General features: G+C 53.3%; 12 protein-coding genes. 6 read left to right on the top strand and 6 right to left on the bottom strand.

The genetic code is table 11. The annotated features are described in order from the left end of the window. The first annotated feature begins 29 nt into the window (after positions 1-29). Positions 30-4,337, top strand: a complete 4,308-nt coding sequence (locus tag B036_RS0106150) for a SprB repeat-containing protein (protein WP_455014404.1) — start codon at positions 30-32, stop codon at positions 4,335-4,337. A gap of 211 nt (positions 4,338-4,548) precedes the next feature. Here the strand turns inward: B036_RS0106150 and B036_RS0106145 are convergent, their stop codons facing one another. The 4 genes from B036_RS0106145 to B036_RS0106125 form a co-directional block, all read right to left on the bottom strand. Next, a complete protein-coding gene (locus B036_RS0106145; RefSeq protein WP_020567817.1) occupies positions 4,549-6,012 on the bottom strand; it encodes a PSP1 domain-containing protein in 1,464 nt (487 codons plus the stop codon). Positions 6,013-6,245: 233 nt separating this feature from the next. Next, on the bottom strand, positions 6,246-7,388 hold the full coding sequence (locus B036_RS0106140) for a DNA polymerase III subunit (protein WP_020567816.1): 1,143 nt from the start codon (positions 7,386-7,388) through the stop codon (positions 6,246-6,248). Positions 7,389-7,819: 431 nt separating this feature from the next. Next, entirely contained in the window at positions 7,820-9,769 is a 1,950-nt protein-coding gene (locus tag B036_RS0106130) for a SulP family inorganic anion transporter (protein ID WP_020567814.1), read from the bottom strand. Positions 9,770-9,856: 87 nt separating this feature from the next. Continuing rightward, on the bottom strand, positions 9,857-10,735 hold the full coding sequence (locus B036_RS0106125) for an aldose 1-epimerase family protein (protein ID WP_020567813.1): 879 nt from the start codon (positions 10,733-10,735) through the stop codon (positions 9,857-9,859). A 127-nt stretch (positions 10,736-10,862) separates the two neighbouring features. Between B036_RS0106125 and B036_RS0106120 the strand changes: the two genes are divergently transcribed. Together B036_RS0106120 and B036_RS0106115 are read left to right on the top strand one after the other, a co-directional pair. Then, complete coding sequence (locus B036_RS0106120; RefSeq protein ID WP_083926149.1) at positions 10,863-13,187, top strand: CotH kinase family protein; 2,325 nt, start codon at positions 10,863-10,865, stop codon at positions 13,185-13,187. A 108-nt stretch (positions 13,188-13,295) separates the two neighbouring features. Then, the gene (locus tag B036_RS0106115; RefSeq protein WP_020567811.1) at positions 13,296-14,606 is read left to right on the top strand and encodes an MFS transporter; all 1,311 of its coding nucleotides are present in this window, start codon (positions 13,296-13,298) and stop codon (positions 14,604-14,606) included. A gap of 205 nt (positions 14,607-14,811) precedes the next feature. Here B036_RS0106115 and B036_RS0106110 read toward each other — a convergent pair whose 3' ends face one another. Continuing rightward, positions 14,812-15,603 (bottom strand): alpha/beta hydrolase, encoded by a 792-nt coding sequence (locus B036_RS0106110; RefSeq protein WP_020567810.1) that lies wholly within the window; start codon positions 15,601-15,603, stop codon positions 14,812-14,814. 244 nt (positions 15,604-15,847) lie between these two features. Continuing rightward, complete coding sequence (locus tag B036_RS0106105; protein ID WP_020567809.1) at positions 15,848-16,966, bottom strand: Zn-dependent alcohol dehydrogenase; 1,119 nt, start codon at positions 16,964-16,966, stop codon at positions 15,848-15,850. 167 nt (positions 16,967-17,133) lie between these two features. Here B036_RS0106105 and B036_RS0106100 point away from each other — a divergent pair, with 167 nt between their 5' ends. The 3 genes from B036_RS0106100 (at position 17,134) to B036_RS31715 (ending at position 20,346) form a co-directional block, all read left to right on the top strand. Further along, positions 17,134-17,988, top strand: coding sequence for an AraC family transcriptional regulator (locus tag B036_RS0106100; RefSeq protein WP_020567808.1), 855 nt, complete (start codon positions 17,134-17,136; stop codon positions 17,986-17,988). Positions 17,989-18,034: 46 nt separating this feature from the next. Beyond that, complete coding sequence (locus tag B036_RS0106095; RefSeq protein WP_020567807.1) at positions 18,035-18,697, top strand: hypothetical protein; 663 nt, start codon at positions 18,035-18,037, stop codon at positions 18,695-18,697. Positions 18,698-18,894: 197 nt separating this feature from the next. Further along, positions 18,895-20,346: an alpha/beta hydrolase-fold protein gene (locus B036_RS31715; protein ID WP_020567806.1), complete on the top strand. Its 1,452-nt coding sequence runs from the start codon at positions 18,895-18,897 to the stop codon at positions 20,344-20,346. The last annotated feature ends 58 nt before the right edge of the window (positions 20,347-20,404 follow it).

The raw sequence follows: 20,404 nt of genomic DNA, 5'->3' as shown, positions 1-20,404 counted from the left end.
TCACCTTCACCACCAGCCCGCCGAACTGTATCGGAGGGGATGATGGCTACGCCGTCATCTCTGCGACGGGCGGTAACGGCGGCTTTACCTACTTCTTCGACGGAGTAGCCCTGGCCAACGANACCCTACCGAATCGCCAGGCAGGGACCTACACCGTTACCGTTGTTGATGAGAACGAATGTAGTACAAGCGCAACCACGACGATCGATGCGCCAGACACGCTAGTCCTTGCTCCTTCAACCCTCCCCGGTACCTGCGGCCGCGCCCTGGGAACAATCCAATTGAACCCAAGCGGTGGCAGCTCCGGCTACACAGCCGTATGGCGTGATGTTGGAGAAGGTGCATTATCACGGGACAGCCTGGCTGCGGGAACTTACTACGTTACTGTATCTGACAGTAATGGTTGTGCCGTTACAGACACGATTGAACTTATACAAACACCGGAACTGAGTTGGACTACTTCCGTTAATCAACCCACTTGTGGAGTATCCAATGGCGCTATCAGCATTAGCGTTAGTGATGACTTTCCTAATCCGACCTATCGATGGTCGGACAGTACATCTACCCTATCAACCAGGCGTAATCTTGCTCCAGGTCTTTACTCAGTAACGGTTACTTCCGGTGAATGTAGTGCAATCGAAAGCATGCTACTTACGGAACAAGGCGGTATGATTACGGCCAATCTACAGACCACTAATATCAATTGTGGTAACGTTGGAGCTATCGACCTCCAGCACGATAGTACCACGACGACAACCTACAGGTGGAGCAATGACGAAACTTCCCAGGACTTGACTAATTTGTCGGAAGGTCGGTATACCGTAACCATTACACAAGGTGGCTGCACACTGGTATTAAGTGATAGTATCGTCGCTGATATTCCTTTCAGCGCTAATATTCAGGTACTTAGTCCCATTTTATGTAATGGGGCAACTGGCGTAGTAAACGTTGAATCAATTGGAACCGTTGTGGAGCCTTTAAACTACGAATGGAGCATCCCTGGCGTGGGGAATACGCCAACCATTTTCTCCACACCAAGTGGTGAACACTTTGTCACTATTACCGACGGTAGTGGTTGTAGCATTGTGGTACCCATCAATGTTCCCGAGCCCGCTCCTCTTGTTATTGATTCCGCCGTTGTGACCTCTGTTGACTGTAGTGGACCTCAGCAAATCGTTGTAATGGCTAGTGGTGGCACAGGAGATTATGACTATGATTGGTCTCCCGGCGGCATTGCTGAAGGTGCCGTACTGAGTAACATCATCGATGCCGGAACCTATTGGGTAACCATCACGGATGACAATGGCTGTAGCTTAGTCGACAGCTTTATGGTAATCGACGAAGCCGCTGCCTTTACTGCTTCCATTAATGCCGAATCGCTGCGATTAGATTGCCAAGACAGCCGTGACGGGCGAATCGTTGCCACCATTTCAGGTGGCCTTGAGCCAATCCAATACCGCTGGGAAGATGGGTCAGAAGATCAACTCCGCACCGATCTCCCTGCAGGAACTTATTGGGTTGACATTACCAATGGGAACGGTTGTATGCGGTCTGACACCGTCACCATCACCGCACCTGATTCTCTTCAAATATCTTGTGTGGCCACGGCCGTTTCCGTTGCGGGGCAACAGGACGGTTTTGTCGACCTTACCTTATCAGGTGGAAACGGTATTTATACTATTTCTTACGGTGGCCCCGTTTCCGGAGACTCCGTCACCAGTGCTAACCTGATTAGAATAAGTGATTTAGTTGAGGGCGATTACTCCTTTAGCGTAGTCGATCAATTGGGTTGTAGTGCTGCCGGACCTTGCAGGGTAACGCTTTCCATAGCCGACACTGCTTGTACCCGGCCGTTATTAGAGATTGTCCCCAATATTGAGCTATCTGCTTCCGCTGGTTGCGACAATGCCTCCGGCTACGTACGCTTCCAAACAGCGCGAGAAGACCTTGAATTCAGTATTGATGCTGGCATGACCTGGGGTCCTTCTTCAACATATGAATTCCTGGAGCCGGGCGATTACCAGCTCTTGGTTCGTACTGTTGACGGTACCGGATGCACATTTAGTGGCATTCCCTTTAGCATGGCTTCCTTACCTAACCTGATGGCGGCAATTGAAGTCGTCACCCCAGAAGAATGCAATACAACTTCCGGTAGTATTTCTTTCCTTCCAGCAGACCCTAATGCTTCTCTTTTCTTCAGTATCGATGGAGGCACGACCGCAAGTACCAACCAAGTCTACCGGAACTTGAGCAGTGGTGCTTACAGCCTCGTGGTAAGCCCGGCAAACGGTGACTGTGAATTCCGTCCGGATACCTTGCTGATACTCGCTACTGAAGACCAGCCCATCATCACCGCAGTTACGGCTACTTCAGCTACGGCTTGCAACAGCGCAGACGGGACAATTACCCTGACGAGCGAGCGAGTGACGGCAAGCACCAACTACCGGATTGGTTCCGGGGCCTGGCAGGCATCTGCCGTATTCCCGGATGTGATGGCAGGCACTTATATGGCTTCCATACGAGATTCGATCACTGGCTGTATCTTCAGTTGGAATATCCCAATCATCGTAGAAGGGGAACGTTCTCCGGTGATAACCGACATAATTATAACCGACGTAACAGCATGCGAAAGCAATGACGGCAGGATTACTGTCAGGACCGAAAGAGCTTCCTCTAATACGGAATTCACCTTTGATGGTGGAGACACTTGGAGCAACCAAGCCACTGGTACTGACTTGTCTTCCGGGCTTCACTTGGTGGGCGTTCGTTACCGCGGCGCAGCAAATTGTGTCAGCTGGTCTGATAGTGTACGCATCAATGGTGGCTTCGAAGCTCAGGTTGATTCGGTACGCGTAACTGACGCAGATTGTGGCGCGGCCGCAGGTGCAATAACAGTTATTGGAGCAATGGGGCAACGCTACAGTATCGACGGTGGGCAAAGCTGGAACGGAGGCAACTTCACGGCTCTCGCTGCAGGCAACTACAACTTAATGGTTGGTTCCACGAGTAACGAATGCACCTCCGTATATAGCATCGTTATCGTTGGTGCTAATGATGAGCGTTTGATTGCCGGAGCTACCTCTTTCCCAGCGGGAGACTGTCCGGAAAGCACGGGTGGATCAATACTTCTTATCCCCACGATTGACGGGCTTGAATTTGCCCTCAATGATGGGTCATTTACCGAAGCTACTTCCTTCACTGGCCTGGTAGCGGGAACCTACGTCGTCCACGTTCGTAACCCTCAAACAGAATGTCCCGCTCAAACGGATACCATAAATGTGGACCTATTCCTACCACTCGAGGTAACTCCTGATGTAGTGGTACCGCCGTTCTGCTATGGAGAGGCTGATGGAGAGATTGCCGTAACTGCCTCCGGCGGATCCGGGGACTACAACTTTAGCTGGTCCGACGGCTCTACCAATGCGACCCGCTTCGACCTCCCTTCAGGCGCCTATGGCCTAACGGTAACTGATAACACTGGTTGTTCAACCAGTCTGTTGATCGAACTGCGGGAAGACCCCGTTATCGCTGCTGTTGACGCTCGTGTTAACGACACCTCAGTTTGCTCCGTCAACGTGGTTAATTTCAGCCTTCAGGATATTAACGATCAACTCTCTTACACCTGGGTTTCACCAGGCGGTGCGTCCGAAGAAGGAACTGAATTCTCCGCTGCTTTACCTGGGGAATATATACTTACCGTTAATAATGGAGGCGGCTGTGTTTTCGTCGATACTTTCTCAGTAGACTTCCTGAACAACGAGGAATTCTTCGCAGACCTGCTGATGCCAACACGGGGCGTAATTGATACTGCCATCACCGTCATTAACCGTACACAGCCTTCCCCTGACTCGGTAGTATGGTATTACGATGACAGCCGGGTTACGTTACTTAACAGCACAGGCTTCTTAAACAACTTCTCCTTTGCCGAACCTGGCATCTATCAAATAGGCATGGATGCCTACTCCGGAGGTTGCTACGCCTCTATTGAGCGAGAGATAGAAATATTCGAAAGTCTGGACAGCCTTGGATTGGAATCTGGAATTTCTTTCGGTAGCGACCTGAGGGACATAGAGATTTGGCCCATCCCACATGAAGGTAATTTCCGGGTAAGAGGCACTGCCACCCGAAATGTAACGGCAACGTTCCACTTTTTCGATGAAAACGGCCTACTGCTTTATCAGGACCAACGGGAACTGATTACCGGTCCCATAGATGAACCATTCAGACAAGATGGAGAAGCTATGGACATCGGTAACTACCTCCCGATTGGCACCCAAACTATGATTGTCACTACTGATTTGACGGTGATTGCCCGGCGGCATATTCGCGGGCGGTAACTGAAGTATACCCGGACACTAAAGATGGAAATTCGAAAAAGTCATGGTTCGAACGACGCTGTTGAAGTTTCTGGGAAGTTAGGACGAATGGGCTGTGCCCTTCTCATAGCTATCATCCGTCAGTTCTGCATAAACTACTGCCGGTAAGTCCAACAGCGTTTTCATTGATACGCAAACAAACATCAGGTAAATCCATAGACAATTGATCCGTTTACTCCTTAGGCGGCCCGCCCCCGGTCTTCTTCCGCCGCCCAGTCCGTTTTTTCCGGGGCGTGCCGCCTCCCTTTCCACCATCTCCCGATGGCTTGCTGTCGGTGGGTTTTGTATTTGAGGAATTACCCGAGGCATTAGCGTTCGGCCTATTAGCGCTGTCACCGCTTTTTTTCTTGCGGTTGTTCCGGTTGCGGCGCTTGTTGCTGCGTGTACCTTCTTTCTTTTCTCCACCAGACTCCTTCTTGCCTTCAGCAGAACTACCTCCGGAACCAGCCTTAGCAGTACCGCCGGAGGACTTCCGCCGAGAGTTGCCTGACTTGCCCTGGGGCTTACCACCACCTGATTTATTCCGCCGCTTATTCTTGCGCTTTTCAAGCGGCTTGAGGTCGATGGCTCCGGTGACATCATCGTAGCCGAAGACTTCTTCCTTCGTTTCGACGACGAGTTGGTTGCTTTGCAGGTCGACGGGTTCGTTTCCAGCTTTGTTCATGGCGATGATCTCATGAACTTTGGCTACGGGGATTGGGTACAACAGCCCACGATTTTCGCGGTAAGTATAGTACATGATTCCCTTGAAGATATCGGTCTTGATCAGGATGGCGAGGCCGGCACCCGTTTTCAGTTTGTCGGCCTTTTTGGGGAAGGCTTCGAGGGCCTCCATGTAGGTATCCAGTTCGTAATTGAGACAGCACTTCAGGCGACCGCACTGTCCGGAAAGTTTCGCCTGGTTGATGGCGATGTTCTGGTAGCGCGCAGCGGCGGTATTAACGGCATTGAAATCACTCAGCCAAGTGGAACAGCACAACTCACGGCCACAGCTACCAATACCGCCCAAACGGCTGGTCTCCTGCCGGGGGCCAATCTGCCGCATTTCGATTTTGACCCGAAACTGGTGGGAGAACTGGCGGACCAGCTCCCGGAAGTCGATTCGGTCATCTGCCGTGTAATAGATCGTTGCCTTGCGGCCGTCCCCCTGGTATTCGACGTCGGCCACCTTCATCTTTACGTGGTTCTGCCGGGAGATCGCCCGGGCCTTTACCAGGGTTTCCTTTTCGAGAAGCCGGACTTCGGCCACCTTTTCCATATCGCGGGCGTTGGCCCGCCGTATTACGGATTCGGTGACTTTGGCTTCGGCCACCTTTTTCTTTTTCATTTGTAGTCGAACCAGTTCACCGCTGAGGGTGATCCGGCCTACGTTGAAGCCGTTATTTGTTTCCACCGCGACGTTGTCCCCGGTAAAAACTTCCAGGTCTGCCGGCGCATGGTAGAAGCCTTGGGAGGCACCGTCTTTGAAGCTTACCTCAACGATGTTGTTGGCGTAAGGATCGTCGATACCGAGGTCAGACAGCCAGTCGTAGGCACTCCGTTTATTACAGGAGCTGGTATTACAGGAACCTTTACTGCCACAACCTTTTGGTGTGCCATCTTCGTTCGTTCCGGATCCGCAGGATTTGCAGGCCATGGATTGTTTTTTTATGGGGGAGTGGGTTGGCTTGGACGGCGTCCGATACTTCACCCTGAGCTATGCTTATCGCTGTAGGCCCAGACTATGCTCGTCACTGCAGACTAGGGCTCTTCGCTTTCGCCCCCGAACTCCGTTCGTCGCTTCGCGACTTACATTCGTCCGGGGTTAAACGGTTTGATCCCTCCGGGATCGTTACGTGCTAGCCTATTCGTTCATTACTCCCTGGTTATTTAAGACGCCGGTTGGGCCTGGGGCTTCGGTCGGCGGAGGATTTGATGAATACGGATGCCCGCGTCGAGGAAGAGAATCTTAGGATTCGCATTTCGCTCCACGTGTTCGGTACATTCGCTGAGAATGGTGGTGATTTCCGCCAGCTGGTCATGGTCAACCAGTGGCAGTAGCTTGCGCGCACTTTCCAGTTCGTTAGCGGGCAGGCGGACGTTGCCATCTGCATTACCCATTACGCTGAGCAGGAGGAACTCCCGCCAGAAATGGAGCGCATAGCGCAAGAAATGTTTTTGATTTTCGCGGCCGATTTTGGAAAACTCATCGGTCCATGCAGTGAGGCCAGCAGCGCTGCCCTGGAAGCAGGCCCGCATCCAGGTGAGGAAGCGGGGGCCGTGGTTGATCGCTTCGTTTTCGACCAGCGAACCGGCCAGGCTGAAATTTCCGTCGGCCAGGCGTGCGGCGGCAGCCGCACGTTCAGCATCGACACCCTGGGCAGAGAGCGCGGTGGTCATCTCGGCTGCGGTGGGTGGTGTCAGTTTTGTCAGTTGACAACGGCTGAGAATGGTATTAAGGATGAGCTCTGCGCGCTCAGCGACCAGCAGGAAAACGGTTTTCTCCGGCGGTTCTTCAATCATCTTCAGCAATCGGTTTCCTTCATTACCGAGGTATTCGGGCAACCATATCAGCATGATCTTATAGTTCCCTTCAAAGATCTTGAGGTTCAGTTTCCGGATAATATTGGCGCAGGCATCTCTGGTGATATTGCCTTGCTTGTTCTCCGCACCGATGCGTTGGAGCCAGTCATTGGCCTCCAGGTAAGGGGCTTCCTTCAGCGCTTGGCGCCACTGTGGCAGGAAGGGGTCGCTATTCGTTTTTGAACCAATGGTGGGGAAGGCAAAATGCAGGTCGGGGTGGATATATTTAGCCGTTTTCCGGCAAGCCCGACAGGCCCCGCAGGGCACATCAGCGGCCTCTCCCTGACGATTCTCGCACAACAGCAAGGTCGCAATGGCAAGTGCGGCGGCCAGGCCGCCGCCGCCGGGAGGTGACAACAGCAGATTAGCGTGCGGCAAACGATCCGTCGCCGCCATTTGTCGCAGTTGCTGAAGCCCCTGGGGCTGATGAACGAGTTGGTGAAAGTGCATGGGTATCCTGATAATCCTGTTGGAAAACCAGGCCCGCTTACGGTGGTCGGAACCGGTAGGCCCCCTTTACCAGAAATCCTGCATGAGGATAACCGGGGAGGGCAAAATGTTGCTCCTTAAAAACCCTTTGCCTGCACCAGCGGCCGCGCCTAAGAAGCCACGCACTGATAAAACGCTGGTTACTGACCTTTACCCGGCCAAAAGAACAACTATGCTATAGTAACCTTCCGTGGAAGGGTTATTATTCGTGGATGGCCCGAAGGCCGCTACCGGAACCAATTTCGTTTGACGAACCTGATTCCCGAGGTATAACGAAGGCTTATTTAGCTTGCGTACACCCGTGGAGCCAAAGGTACATAAAAGTTGCAGGTTGCAGGTTGCAGGTTGCAGGTTGCAGGTTGCAGGTTGCAAGGTAAGCTCGAGAAACCCTCTTACATCTCATCCACATTATCCCCCACCTTCGGTGGCGCGTTCTTCTGGTCATCAGAAACTGTATTGAGGTTCCCTTCTTCAAGTCGATCACTCAACCAGGCCCGGCATTCTTTAAATGTTTTGAACGAGTACTTTTCGTCAATCAGGCCGGGAATAAGATTGATGCGTTCCATCATACTTCGCACCTGCTCGTTCATGCCCGTAAACACTACGGCAACACCCCGGCTCTGTAAATTCAGAATAGCGTCCTCCATCGCGTATAAGCCAGATTGGTCGACGTAGGGTACCCTCCCCATGCGGATAATGACGACCTCTACGTTGGGAAGATTCTTTACGATGCGTTGAAAAGAACTGACGAATCCGAAAAACAGGGGACCGTCGAGGTGCTTAATGTAGACCCGATCACCGACGCGCTGAATCAAGTTTCCTTCGTCCTGCCACGGTTTCTCCCGGCTGAACTCTTCAAAGCTGCTGGTAGATGCGCCGTCTTCGACCGAATCCGCCGTCTTTTTCATGAACAGTAGGGTAGCCAGCACCATACCGATGGCCACCGCGGGCAGCAAGCCAACGAAGACCGTCATGAAAAGCACAAGGATCATCACTACGGCGTCTCCTCTTGGAACCGCGCGCAGGTGCCGGAAGCCTTTGTAATCGATGATGCCAATACCTACGGTAAGCAGGATTCCCGCCAAAACACCGTTGGGGATGTATTGCACGATGCCACTCAGCCCCAGCAGTACCGCCAAAAGAAAGAAGCCGGCGATCATCCCGGAAATTTTAGTTTTACCACCGGAGTTAACGTTAATCACCGTCCGCATCGTAGCACCAGCACCGGGCAGGCCGCCAATGAAGGCCGCAGCCATATTGCCCAGGCCCTGGCCGATGAGCTCCTGATTGGGATCGTGCTTTGTCTTGGTAATGTTATCGGCAACGACGGAAGTCAACAGGGAATCGATCGCCCCCAACAAGGCCAGGGTAATGGCGAATTCCAGCATCATGATGAGGTTGTTTCCAGCGACGAACTCGCCAAAAAATCCGAAATATATCGGTGGTAAGCCCTGCGTCACCTGGCCAATGACGGGCACGGAGCCAGGTTCCAGGAAAAAATAAGAGATCAGCGTAAAAAGGATCAGGGCGACCAGACTGGAGGGCAAGGCCGTCGTTATTCGTTTAAATCCGTAGATAACAATGACCGTCCCCAGCGCAAGTAGCAGGTTCAGCCAGTTGATCCCATTCGTTTGAAAAGGGCGAAGGATATTCTTCATAGTACCCACCGTTCCTTTGGTTTTTTTACTCGCCTGATTGCGGGCTTCTGCCAGAATTTGATCGTTGGTCACCTCGGCGAAGGCAGCGTCAGTAGCGGCGATAACCGCACCGTCCATGACACCCTTCAGTGTGCCATTCTGCTCTTCCTCTTTGATGATCTTTTCAAGGATCTGCTCTTCGGCGTGGACCATTTGCGACTGCACCAGCTCCTGATCCTGGGCTGAGTTGTAGCCCAGCAGTGGAAAAATCTGGGTAATAACGATGATCACACCGATACCCGACATAAAGCCAGAAACCACCGGATAGGGGATGTATTTGATGTAACGGCCAAGTTTAAGTACTCCGAGAATCATTTCGACAAGTCCGGCCAGAAAGAAAACGGCCAGGATGAGCATCAGGGCTTCCTGTACGTTACTAGCACCACTCTCAATGATGGAGTCAGCAATTACCGCACTGGAAACTACCGTCATTGGAGCCGTGGGGCCAGACACCTGAGTGGCCGTGCCGCCGAACAGGGCAGCAACAATGGCAATGGCGATTGCGCCATATAAGCCCGCCATAGCGCCAAGTGCCGTTTGTGCGCCAAAGGCGAGGGCAAGTGGCAATGCGACGATTCCTGCGGTGAGACCTCCAAGGAAATCACCCTTCAGGTTACTGAAGTCGAGAGTAAAGGGATTCGTCATGTAAGCAGGTGGTTAACATTCGAAAGCAAGCCTATCGAATAACCGTAAGGTAGTTACATGTTACTCCATGAATCGTCGTAAACCAGTTTATAATATTTTAATATCGTAGCTCATCTCGTAAATATCCCCCGCTGCGAGTTCAACTACCCCTTCTTTATTGACGAACTGGCCGTCGCTGTCCTCATAATCACTCAAGCCCATCCAGGGCTCAATACAAACGAAATCTCCGTTTGGCTTCGCCCAGATACCGAGGTGCGTCCAACCAGCATAATCCACCTTCAGGATCGGACCGGTGATGCGGCTTTCAAGGACCACACTGGGAGAGTTCAGGTTGCGGAATACCAAAGCGTCCTGCTCAAACAGTTCGTGGGTTAGTGGCAGGATGTTTCCTTTTTGCCAGGGCACCGGCCTGGTGGTCCGGCTTAAGATACCGGCTTCCGTAACAGTATTCGATTCCACCGTTTCATCGTGTTCAAAGCGAAGGAAATGGGCGTCGTAAGGCTGGTGGTCGTGCAAAGGGACGCGGAAGGCAGGATGTCCTCCCAGGCAGAAGTACATCGGTTCTTGTCCGTGATTCTGAACTTCGTGGTACACGATCACGTGTTCATTACGCAGTCGGTAGGTGATCCGAAAGTCAAATTTGTAAGGGTAACTTTTCAGGGTTTCCTCGTCCCAGCACATCCGGAAGGTGATTCGGTCTTCGGAATGATTAAACAGTTCCAATTTATCGTTGTGCCGCACCATGCCGTGCTTAGGAATCCGGTACGTTTTGCCATTGATTTGCGTCTCTCCGCCTTTGAGCATCCCGATGATTGGGAAGAGGACCGGCGCGTGACTTCCCCAGACGGCGGGGTCGGCTTGCCACATGTATTCCTTACCCGAATCGAAATTGACCAGACTGGCAAGTTCTGCCCCTACATCCTCGATGGAGATGCGGAGACGATGGTTTTCAATACTGTGGCGCATAAGCGGTTTTTGGTGGTTAACGGTTTAAAACTTGGGGCTGATTTGAGGGAGAATGTCATCGGACCGAAGTATCTTTCGGACATTGGCCAAATGGTTTTAGCCATCTGTTTTTAGTCATTCCCTTGTTTTGAGCGTATATATACGGACAAATTTGCTGGTGTTGTGGTTGTTGCCGGGTGTTTTTTTCGGCGCGAACGCAGGTGCAGTGGAGGGATTGGAAAGCAATATCCCGCATTTGCACCAGGCAGGTTTTTACGATCACCCCATTGAGGTTTCCCTGCCAGTGGGCGTCCGTTACACCCTGGATGGAAGTTCACCTTCGGCCACCTCTCCAACCTTCGAAACAGCCTTCACCATTAGCCGAACCACCCTCGTCCGGTACGCCGCCTTCGATGCTGAAGGGGAGCGAACGTCGGTCATCTCCGGCAGTACCTATTTCATCGATGAGCCAGCCACTCGCCTGGCTACCCTCAGCATCGGGATCGATCCCTGGCGGCTTTTCGACGGGGTGAACGGGTGGTTTCGCTCAGGCCCCGGAGCGGACCCAGGGCACTGGAAACAACCCGGCGCTAACTGGTGGACCAAGAAAGAACACCCCGTCCATTTTGACCTGATCGAAACCGACGGCGAAGCGGTCTTCAGTGGCACTGTGGGCTTCCGGATGTTCGGTGGCATGAGTCGGCTCCACCCCCAAAAATCGTTTTCCCTCTCGGCCCGCGAGCGCTACGGCAAAAAACGGATTAAGCACAAGATCTTTGGCGACGATGCCGGCAAGTCATTCCAGTTTCTGGTGGCCCGCAACGCGGGCTCCGACTGGAACCGCAGCTACCTTCGCGACGCTTTGCTTACCGGCCTGCTGCAAGATGAAAGCTGGGACCTGGAACGGCAGGCTGCGCGCCCCGTACAGGTCTACATCAACGGCAGGTATTGGGGCATTTACCACCTGCGGGAGAAGATCAACCCTCAGTTTATCGGAGACCGCCACCCAGAGGTAGATAAGAACAAGATCGATTTTCTGGAGCACCAGGAGTCCGTCAAACACGGTAAAATGGGGACCTACGGGCAGCTGCTTCGCTTCGTGGAAAACAACGATTTTAGCCAACCGGAAAATTATCGTCAACTCGGAGAGTTGATGGACATCGATAATTACCAGCGTCTGCAGATTGCCCAGACCTACTTTGACAACCGCGACGCCGGGGGCAACATCCGCTTCTGGCGACCGCAAACGCCGGAGGGCCGCTGGCGGTGGATATTGTACGACGTAGACCAGGGCTTCGGCCTCCACTCCGAGAACGGCTACGAACGGAACACCCTCGCCTTTCATACCGAGGCCGACGGCCCGAGCTGGCCTAACCCGCCGTGGTCGACCTTGCTACAGCGCAAGCTGCTGGCCAACCCGGAATACGGCCGCCTGTTCGCCAACCGGACACTGGACTACCTGCACACCGACTTCTCGCCCGTCACCGTTACCACCGCCATTGAGCGGCGGGTTGCCGGGCTGGAGTTCGACATGCCGCGGCAGCTCGCCCGCTGGAAAGGAAAAGACAAGAATTGGCGAATCCACCTCGATCGGGTCCGGGCCTTCGGCCGGGAACGGCCGAAGTACCTGCGCGAACACCTGCGGGTATTTTTCAACGGTGGTGAAGATCGCCCCGTCTCCCTCATTGCCACACCCGGCGGCTACGTGGAACTGAATAAAAATATCCGCATCGACGAGGCCAGCTACAGCGGGACTTACTTCCAGAACCTTCCCTTGCACCTGCGCGCCGTCGCCCACAATGGCTTCCGTTTCAAAGGCTGGGAAGGTGCCAACAGCCAGCAATCGGAACTGGAACTCCCCCTCAACGATCAGCGAAGCTACGCCCTGAAAGCCATCTTCGAACCTTTGGATCATCCGCTGGCAAATCAGGTCATTTTCAACGAGGTCCATCCTGCTGGGAAGGCCGGCGGCGACTGGCTCGAGTTGCACAATCGCAGCGAAGCAACCGTTGACCTGACCGGTTGGCTACTGACCGACGCAACGCACAATTTTCGGCTACCGCGCGCAAAAATTTCCTCCGGCGATTACCTGGTCATCTGCGCCGATGCGGATTACTTCCATCGCACTCATCCCCAGGTTTACAACGTGGTTGGCGGCCTGTCATTCGGCCTCGACAAAGATGGCGAAGTCCTCGGGCTTTATGGTCCTGACGGCGGTTACGTAAACACCCTCACCTACAAAATACCTGATCCCGATACGGCCTTCACCTACGCGCTGGTACTGCCTGCGCTAAACAATGGCGATCCGCGCCACTGGGCCATTGAGCAAGGGAGCGGTACGCCATGTGCCGCCAATCCTGACCACCTAAAAGCGGCAGTACTGACCCGGCAGGACTATTGGTTACGAATCGGGATTGCGCTGGGTGTGCTGGTGCTGATCGGCGTAATTCGGGGACTACGGTCAGATTCGTGAAATATTCTGATTTGTCGTCGATAGAGATTGATAGTTACACTGTTCCCTCCTTGTGTATTACCACATATTTCCAGCGCCGCCTTTGCAGTGTTCTACTTCCCCCGCCCCATGAACGAAAAGCGCCTGCTCTTCATCCTCGCTGCCGTCCAGTTTTCGCACATCATTGATTTCATGATTATCATGCCACTGGGCAAGACCATTATGGAAGTGTTTGATATTACACCCGGGCAATTTGCCTGGGTCGTATCGGCTTATGCTGGCGCCGCGTTAACGGGTAACCTCATCAGCACGGCCTTTATTGATCGGTTCGACCGGCGTACCGCTCTTTTATTCCTGTTTTGTGGTTTCACCCTCGGAACCCTGGCCTGTGCCTTTGCGCCGAGCTATATTATGCTGCTGGTCTTCCGGTCCTGCACCGGAATTTTTGGCGGGACTTTAGGCGCTCTGGTGCTGGCCATTGTTGGCGATGTGATTCCGTTGGAGCGCCGGGCTTCGGCCATGGGTTGGGTAATGACGGCCTTTAGCGCGGCCAGCATTGTCGGGGTGCCGGCGGGCATCTGGATTGCTGCGGAGTACGGTTGGAACTCTCCGTTCATCGTCACGGCAGCCATTGCCGCCTTTTTCGTGGTTTTAGCCTGGTTTTTTGTGCCGTCATTACGGGGGCACCTTGAGGCCGAAGCTGCTTTTCAGGCGGGGCCGCAGGTGCCAGGGAACGGTTTAAAGGAGCAAAGAGGGAAAGCGTCAGCAGCCGATGTACTGGATACTCTGGCCATGCCACCTTTAGCCTCGGCTCTGGTTCCGAAGCGCGGGTTCGCCAAAGTTGTTGACCCCTTCGTCCGCATCTTCTCCGACGCCAACCAGCGGGCGGCCCTACTCTTTACGATGACGTTGATGCTGGGTCATTTCACCATCATCCCCTTCATTGCGCCTTACATGCAGATCAATATCGGCTTTGGCGACAAACAGGTTGGCCTCATTTACCTGATCGGCGGTCTGCTTACCGTGGTACTCCTCCCCCTCTTCGGCCGGTTGGCAGATAAATACGGCCGGATGCGCATCTTCACCATCGCCTCCTTCTTTGCCCTTGGGAGCATCTATGCGCTGACCAATCTGGATACGGAGTCCATCGCCGTTGCCCTGGTAGCGACCTCATCTTTCTTTGTTGTTGCCAGCGGGCGCAACGTTCCTGCGACCACCATGATCACCTCCGTGGTGCGGCCCGAGAACCGGGGCGGCTTCATGAGTATCCGGCAATCCATCAACGAAATGGCGTTGTTTGCCAGCACCGTCATCGCCGGTTTCATCATCACTGAAGGCCCCGACGGTAAGCTGGAACACTACGAATGGCTGGGGTACTTCACCATCGTGATGAGTGTGCTGGCGGTGTGGGCGGCTTCCCGGGTGCGGGCGGTGAGTTAAGTGAGTTGATGAGTCACTGAGTTGCTCCGCAGGAACCGTTCGCCGCGCTTCGCTTAGTGAGTTGGTGAGTTAGAGAATGGGTGAGTAGCTGCCGCAGGAACCGTTCGCCGCGCTTCGCTTGCTCACCTTAGGCGAATGAGCGCAGCGAAGTGAATGGTAAAAGCGGCAGCCACTCAGCGACTCCCCAACTCAGTGATTCACCCCTTTACCCCAGAAAAAAGCGCAACGTATCCACCAAATGCGTCTCCCAATAGATCCACTCGTGCCCGCCATCAAATTCTTCGTACAGATGTGGGACACCAGCTTCGGTCAGCAGCCGGTGCAGTTGTCGATTGGCTTCAAGCAGGTCATCCTTCCAACCACAGTCAAAGCGAATTGGCGGGAGGTTTTCCCGGTTTTTCAGAAGGAGGCTAATTACATTTCCCCAGTGGTCATCCGCCTGTAGGTAGGCTATTTTATCTTCTTCAACGAACTTAGACAAGTCATCAAGATTGGTGATGGAACTGTGTCCGGAAGCTGCTGCGAACTTTTCAGGATAGGCTGCCGCCAACCGCAAGGCGCCGTAGCCCCCCATCGACAGTCCGGAGATGTACGTTTCCGTCGAGGCTTTGGCCTGAGGGATGTTTCCCCGAACCGCATCGATTACGTCCTCGACTATCCATTTCTCAAAGTCGTAACCATTGTGCGGAAGATACCCTGAGCCATCTCCCCACAGACCGTCGGAGGGCATCACCAGGATGCAGGGCCGAATGTCTCCGTTAGTGATCATGCGGGCGGCAGTGCGGTGCGCGCCCGCTTTCATCGCCCAACACCAACAGGAACCGTATACGCCGTGTAACAATATGACCAGCGGTAAATTCTCTGCTACTACGCCTACGGGCACGAAGACGCAGATGTCCCCTCGTCCTTTCAAATTGGGTGTTTTCACCGTCAGGAAGCGCAGGTTATCCGTTTCGAAACGGGGGTCGGATAATTCGGTGGTGCGGAATCTTGGCATGGATACATTTTATGATGGTACTTCTCCTCAAGCAATCGCCTCTCCCCTAGCCCCTCTCCCCCGGAGAGGGGAACTAATTTACGCTGCGGCTACCGCCTTACTTTACCTGCTTAAGCAGCTTAAATGGTAGTCTTTGCTTATACTTGAAGGCTTCTAACCTACCTCTTTTTCACCTCAAAATACTAATGCTTGGGTCCCCCTCTCCCGGGGAGAGGGGCCGGGGGAGAGGCGACTTTGGGGAAGTCTAAAAAACCACCACCCCCTTAGCATTCCTCCCCGCCAGCATGTCATCAAAGCCTTGTTGAAGTTCAGCCAAAGGATAAGTTCGGGTAATCATCTCGTCCAACAGCAACGAGCCGTCGGCGTACCAATCCATCAGCCTGGGAAAGTCTCTACGGGGGGAACATTTTCCGTAGAGTGGGTTAAGGTAAATCTTATCCCATTCAAACAGGGTCATATCGACGGTAATCTCTTGTTCGATGCCACTTACCTGAACGGCGGTGCCTGCGTTGCGGATCATGGCCAGGGGGGCAACGCCCAGCGCGGGGATGGCGGTACACTCGAAGGCATAATCCGCACCCCGGCCGCCGGTCATTTCTTTAACGGCTGCGGCGGCCAGTAGCAAGCCTTCGTCAGCACGGTCAGCCAGGAGGGTAGCTGTAGCGCCGAATTTCCGGGCCATCTGGAGTCTTTCCGGGTTAATGTCTATGGCAATGATTTTGCCAACGCCGGCGATCTTTAACCCCTGGATCACGTTCAGCCCTACCCCACCGGTGCCGAGAACGGCGGCGGAGTCCGTCGCCTTACCATCAATGACGTTGATGACTGACCCAACGCCCGTCATCACGCCACAGCTAACGATGCTTGCCGAAGCAAAGGGAAGTTCTGCGGTCATTCGGACCAAGGCAGAAGTTTTCACAATGGCGTACTCCGCGAGCGTGCCCAGGTTAAAGGACCGTTCGATGGGCTGGCCCTCCCAGGTCGTACCCTCCAGGTGGGCGTGGCCGGGGGTGAACCCGTTACCTCCGGCAACGACCGGGGAGTTTTGTTCGCAGATGTGTTCGTTCCCTCGTTCGCACTGGAAACAAGTGTAGCAAGGGGTAGCCCAGTTGAGGATTACTTTATCCCCAACCCGAAAATCAGGTACGCCAGGGCCGACCGCAAAGACCTCCCCCGCCCCTTCGTGGCCCATCACGATGGGTTTACCCCAACTCAGGGAATCATGGTCGGTGTGGCAAAGGCCTGCGGCCTTTATTCGGACGACGACTTCGTACACCTTCGGTGGCGCGACGACCACTTCTTCGATGGAGAAATTTCCGGTACCCGTGGCAACGGCGGCCAGGCAGGTTATGGGAGCGGTCATTTATTAGTTTTTATCTCAAGTGCATTATTGAATGCTGTGTGGTGGCCAAAGGTAGCCGAATCCCTTACCTTCAAATTATCCTCTTTTGGCACAATTACACTCTATTTTGTCATCAACTGATCAATTTTATCTCATTTTAGCAACGAATAGACTACTTTTCGTTTAACATGAAAGCCTCCCTCGAAAAAATAACCGTTGCCCCCGAGCAATCCTTTGTCGCTTTCGAGTATCGGGAAGCGAGCTTTGATGCCCCCTGGCACTTTCACCCTGAGTATGAACTTACCTACATAAAAAGTAGCAGCGGTATTCGCTACGTGGGTAATCACCTGGGCGATTTCGAGCCAGGAGATCTGGTATTGCTTGGAGCAAATCTTCCGCACTGCTGGCGCAATGTGTCTACAGGAGACGAACCGGCCAACTCTCTGGTTATCCAGTGGGGGGCATCGTTTCCGGGTGCGCAGCCAGAGTTTAGGGCGATCAGAAAAATGATGACTGCGGCTGACCGGGGTATACGCTTTTCGGAACGCACTTCACAGCAGGTTAGCGAACAGATGGCGGCGATCATCAATGCTGAGCCGCTGGAGGCTTATTTGCTTTTGGTCCGGTTACTCGACGAATTGACACGAGCTAAAGATCCTCGCTTACTGGCGGATCGGGCCTTCTCCTACGATGGTTCCAGCCGGACGGGCGACCGGCTGCAACGCATCCAGCAGTTTGTTACCGGCCATTACCAGCGGAAGATCACCCTGGCGGAGGTTGCCGCCCAGGTTAACCTATCGGAACAGTCCTTTTCCCGGTTCTTCAGCCAGTCGATGGGCCGGCCGTTTTTCCGTTTCCTGAACGAGTACCGCATTAATATGGCCTGCCGGTTGCTGTTGGAGACAGACGCCAATGTGGCCAACGTAGGGTACGACTGCGGGTACGACACCTTGCCGTTTTTTTACCGGGAGTTTGGGCGATTGAAGGGATGTACGCCGGGGCAGTTTCGGAAGTTCAGGGGGGCGGGGGCGCGGGTGCTGTAGGGCCAGAAATGGAGCAATGTAGAAAGGTGTACAGCGTTAATCCTATATGGCTAAGCCCTTCATCATTCTAGTATGCTTTCTTTTTGGCGGTCTGTTGCATGGCCAGGAGATTACGGATGAGTTTCTCGAATCCCTATTTGAATCAGGTAATGAAGATTATTGGTACTGCCTACAGAGTGTTTATAGTTTGAACTACTACATTATTCACGTCGCGAATCCTGACACTATTGCTTACCATCGGGAGGAAGACAGAATAGTATTCAGTTACCAGGGAGATACGGTTAAAGGGATATGTGACAGAGGGAATACAGATGTTCGGGTGTCTGTTTTTGGCGGAGGCTCATGGCATACCATCCGAAGACGTCAAGGCATATTTCGCGAACAGAGTGGCTTGGAAATGCGGATAAATGTACACAGTGGCTTGCATCACCTAGACAAAGAAGTCGTCTTTGCCTATTATCTTGACGACGTGTTGACTGGTCACTACATGGAACTTACACTTGATAAAGTCGTAATGAAGGAAGGGGCTTACCAGCAAATTGACAGTTCTTATGTCGACACAGTTCTTACGGTCAACCCTGACACTTATGAGGTTTATGACGAATATGTTCCTCGCAAAAAGTACCCTTTGAAGATCGGTACTTGGGTGTATCGTAATCGTTCGGGAGATACGCTAAAAGTGGAGCGCAATCCGGAGAAGCATGATTGAATAAGGCTTTCCCAGCCTGAAGGCTGGGGAACCATCACGGCCTGAAGGCCGGGCAACCGAAACTACGCGGGCTCCCGCATGACCTTCCCCTGCACCTGCGGCCGCGCCCCCTAATGCAACGCCTCCCCAATACCGTCGTCTTTCCTAAGCATACTCCCCTATCTTAGGTTTCCATTGACTAGCCAAAACGACCCCATATGAGACTTCGTTACCTCCTATCCGCCTGCCTGCTATTTTCCTTCCTGAACCTTTCCGCCCAGCCAGAAAACGACCCTGAAGGCAAAGCCATTGAAATCGGTAAAACCTACCAGATCCATTCCGACATACTGGACGAGGACCGCCCCTTGCACATCTACCTCCCGAAAGGATACGAGGGTAGTAAAAAAGCCTACCCGGTCATCTATTTACTGGATGGTGGCCACAATTTCCACCATACCACCGCCAGTGTCAGTTTCCTTGCTAATCAGGGACGAATTCCCGAAATGATCGTCGTAGGCATCCCAAATACCGGCGATCGCACGCGGGACCTGACGCCCCCAACAACCGCCCGAAAAGACGAATTCCCCACCGCTGGTGGGGCAGATAACATGCTGCGCTTCATCACCGGCGAGGTCATGCCCTACCTGGCAGAGAACTTTCGGGCCACGGACTATAAACTGCTGATCGGTCATTCCTTCGGCGGCTTATTCGCCACGCATACCCTGCTACACCACCCCGGTATTTTCGACAGCTACATCGCTATCAGCCCCAGTCTTTGGTGGGACGATCAGGACCTGGTCCTTAACCAATCCGATGCCTTTTTCAAGGAGCAGGATGAATTGAAAGGTCATTTGTACATGACTATGGGCAATGAAAGTGGAACGATGGTGGGTGGTGCCTGGAAACTGTCGGCATTACTGGAGGAAAAAGGGCCCCAAGGCCTGAAGTGGCACTTCAACCGCATGGAGAAAGAAACCCACGGCACCATTCCTTTCAGGAGTACCTACAAAGGCCTGGAATTTATTTTCTCAGACTACGACCTGAACAACAAAATGGATGACTTCAGAGCGGGGCGACTGAGCCTTGCTGATTACGAGGAGAAGGTCAGCAGCCAATTTGGCGTAGTCCCGGAATGGGGAGAAGGTCGTATACTTAACGTCGCCGAACGGCTGTTTAACAACGTCGATGCCGAAAGCGCGCTGCCCTTTGCAGAGAAGGCAACAAAACTTTACCCAAAATCAGAAAGGGCCTGGCGTCAACTGGGAGAGTACCAAAAAAACGCTGGACAGGAAAAGGCCGCCATCACCAGTCTACAAAAAGCCCTGAAGATAGCCCCAACCAACCTGTCCACTAAAGTAGCCCTGAAGGAGCTCGGTGTTGATGTCGGTGAGGACGTTCCTAGCTACGAGGTAACTAACAAGCAACTCCGTGCTTATACCGGCGCCTATGACCTAAGCATCGGCCTCACCTTCAACCTTGAATTAGAAGACGGTAAACTCTGGATCCTCGCCCCCGAAACGGCGAGGGAATCCATTGTACCGCTGGAGAAAGATGTCTTTTTCGTATCCAGCAAAAATGCCCGATTGACCTTCGACCGGGAGGGCGGTAAAGTGACCGGGATGACGATCGTGACGCCGGGGCCTACTTTTACTGGGAAGAAAGTGAAGTAATTCCTTAATAAATAAGGGCACTCTCCAGCTGGAAAGTGCCCTCGGAACTTCATGATAT

The organism is Neolewinella persica DSM 23188 (assembly GCF_000373105.1).
Classification (GTDB): Bacteria; Bacteroidota; Bacteroidia; order Chitinophagales; family Saprospiraceae; genus Neolewinella; species Neolewinella persica.
This window is presented reverse-complemented; position numbering and strand designations above follow the sequence as displayed.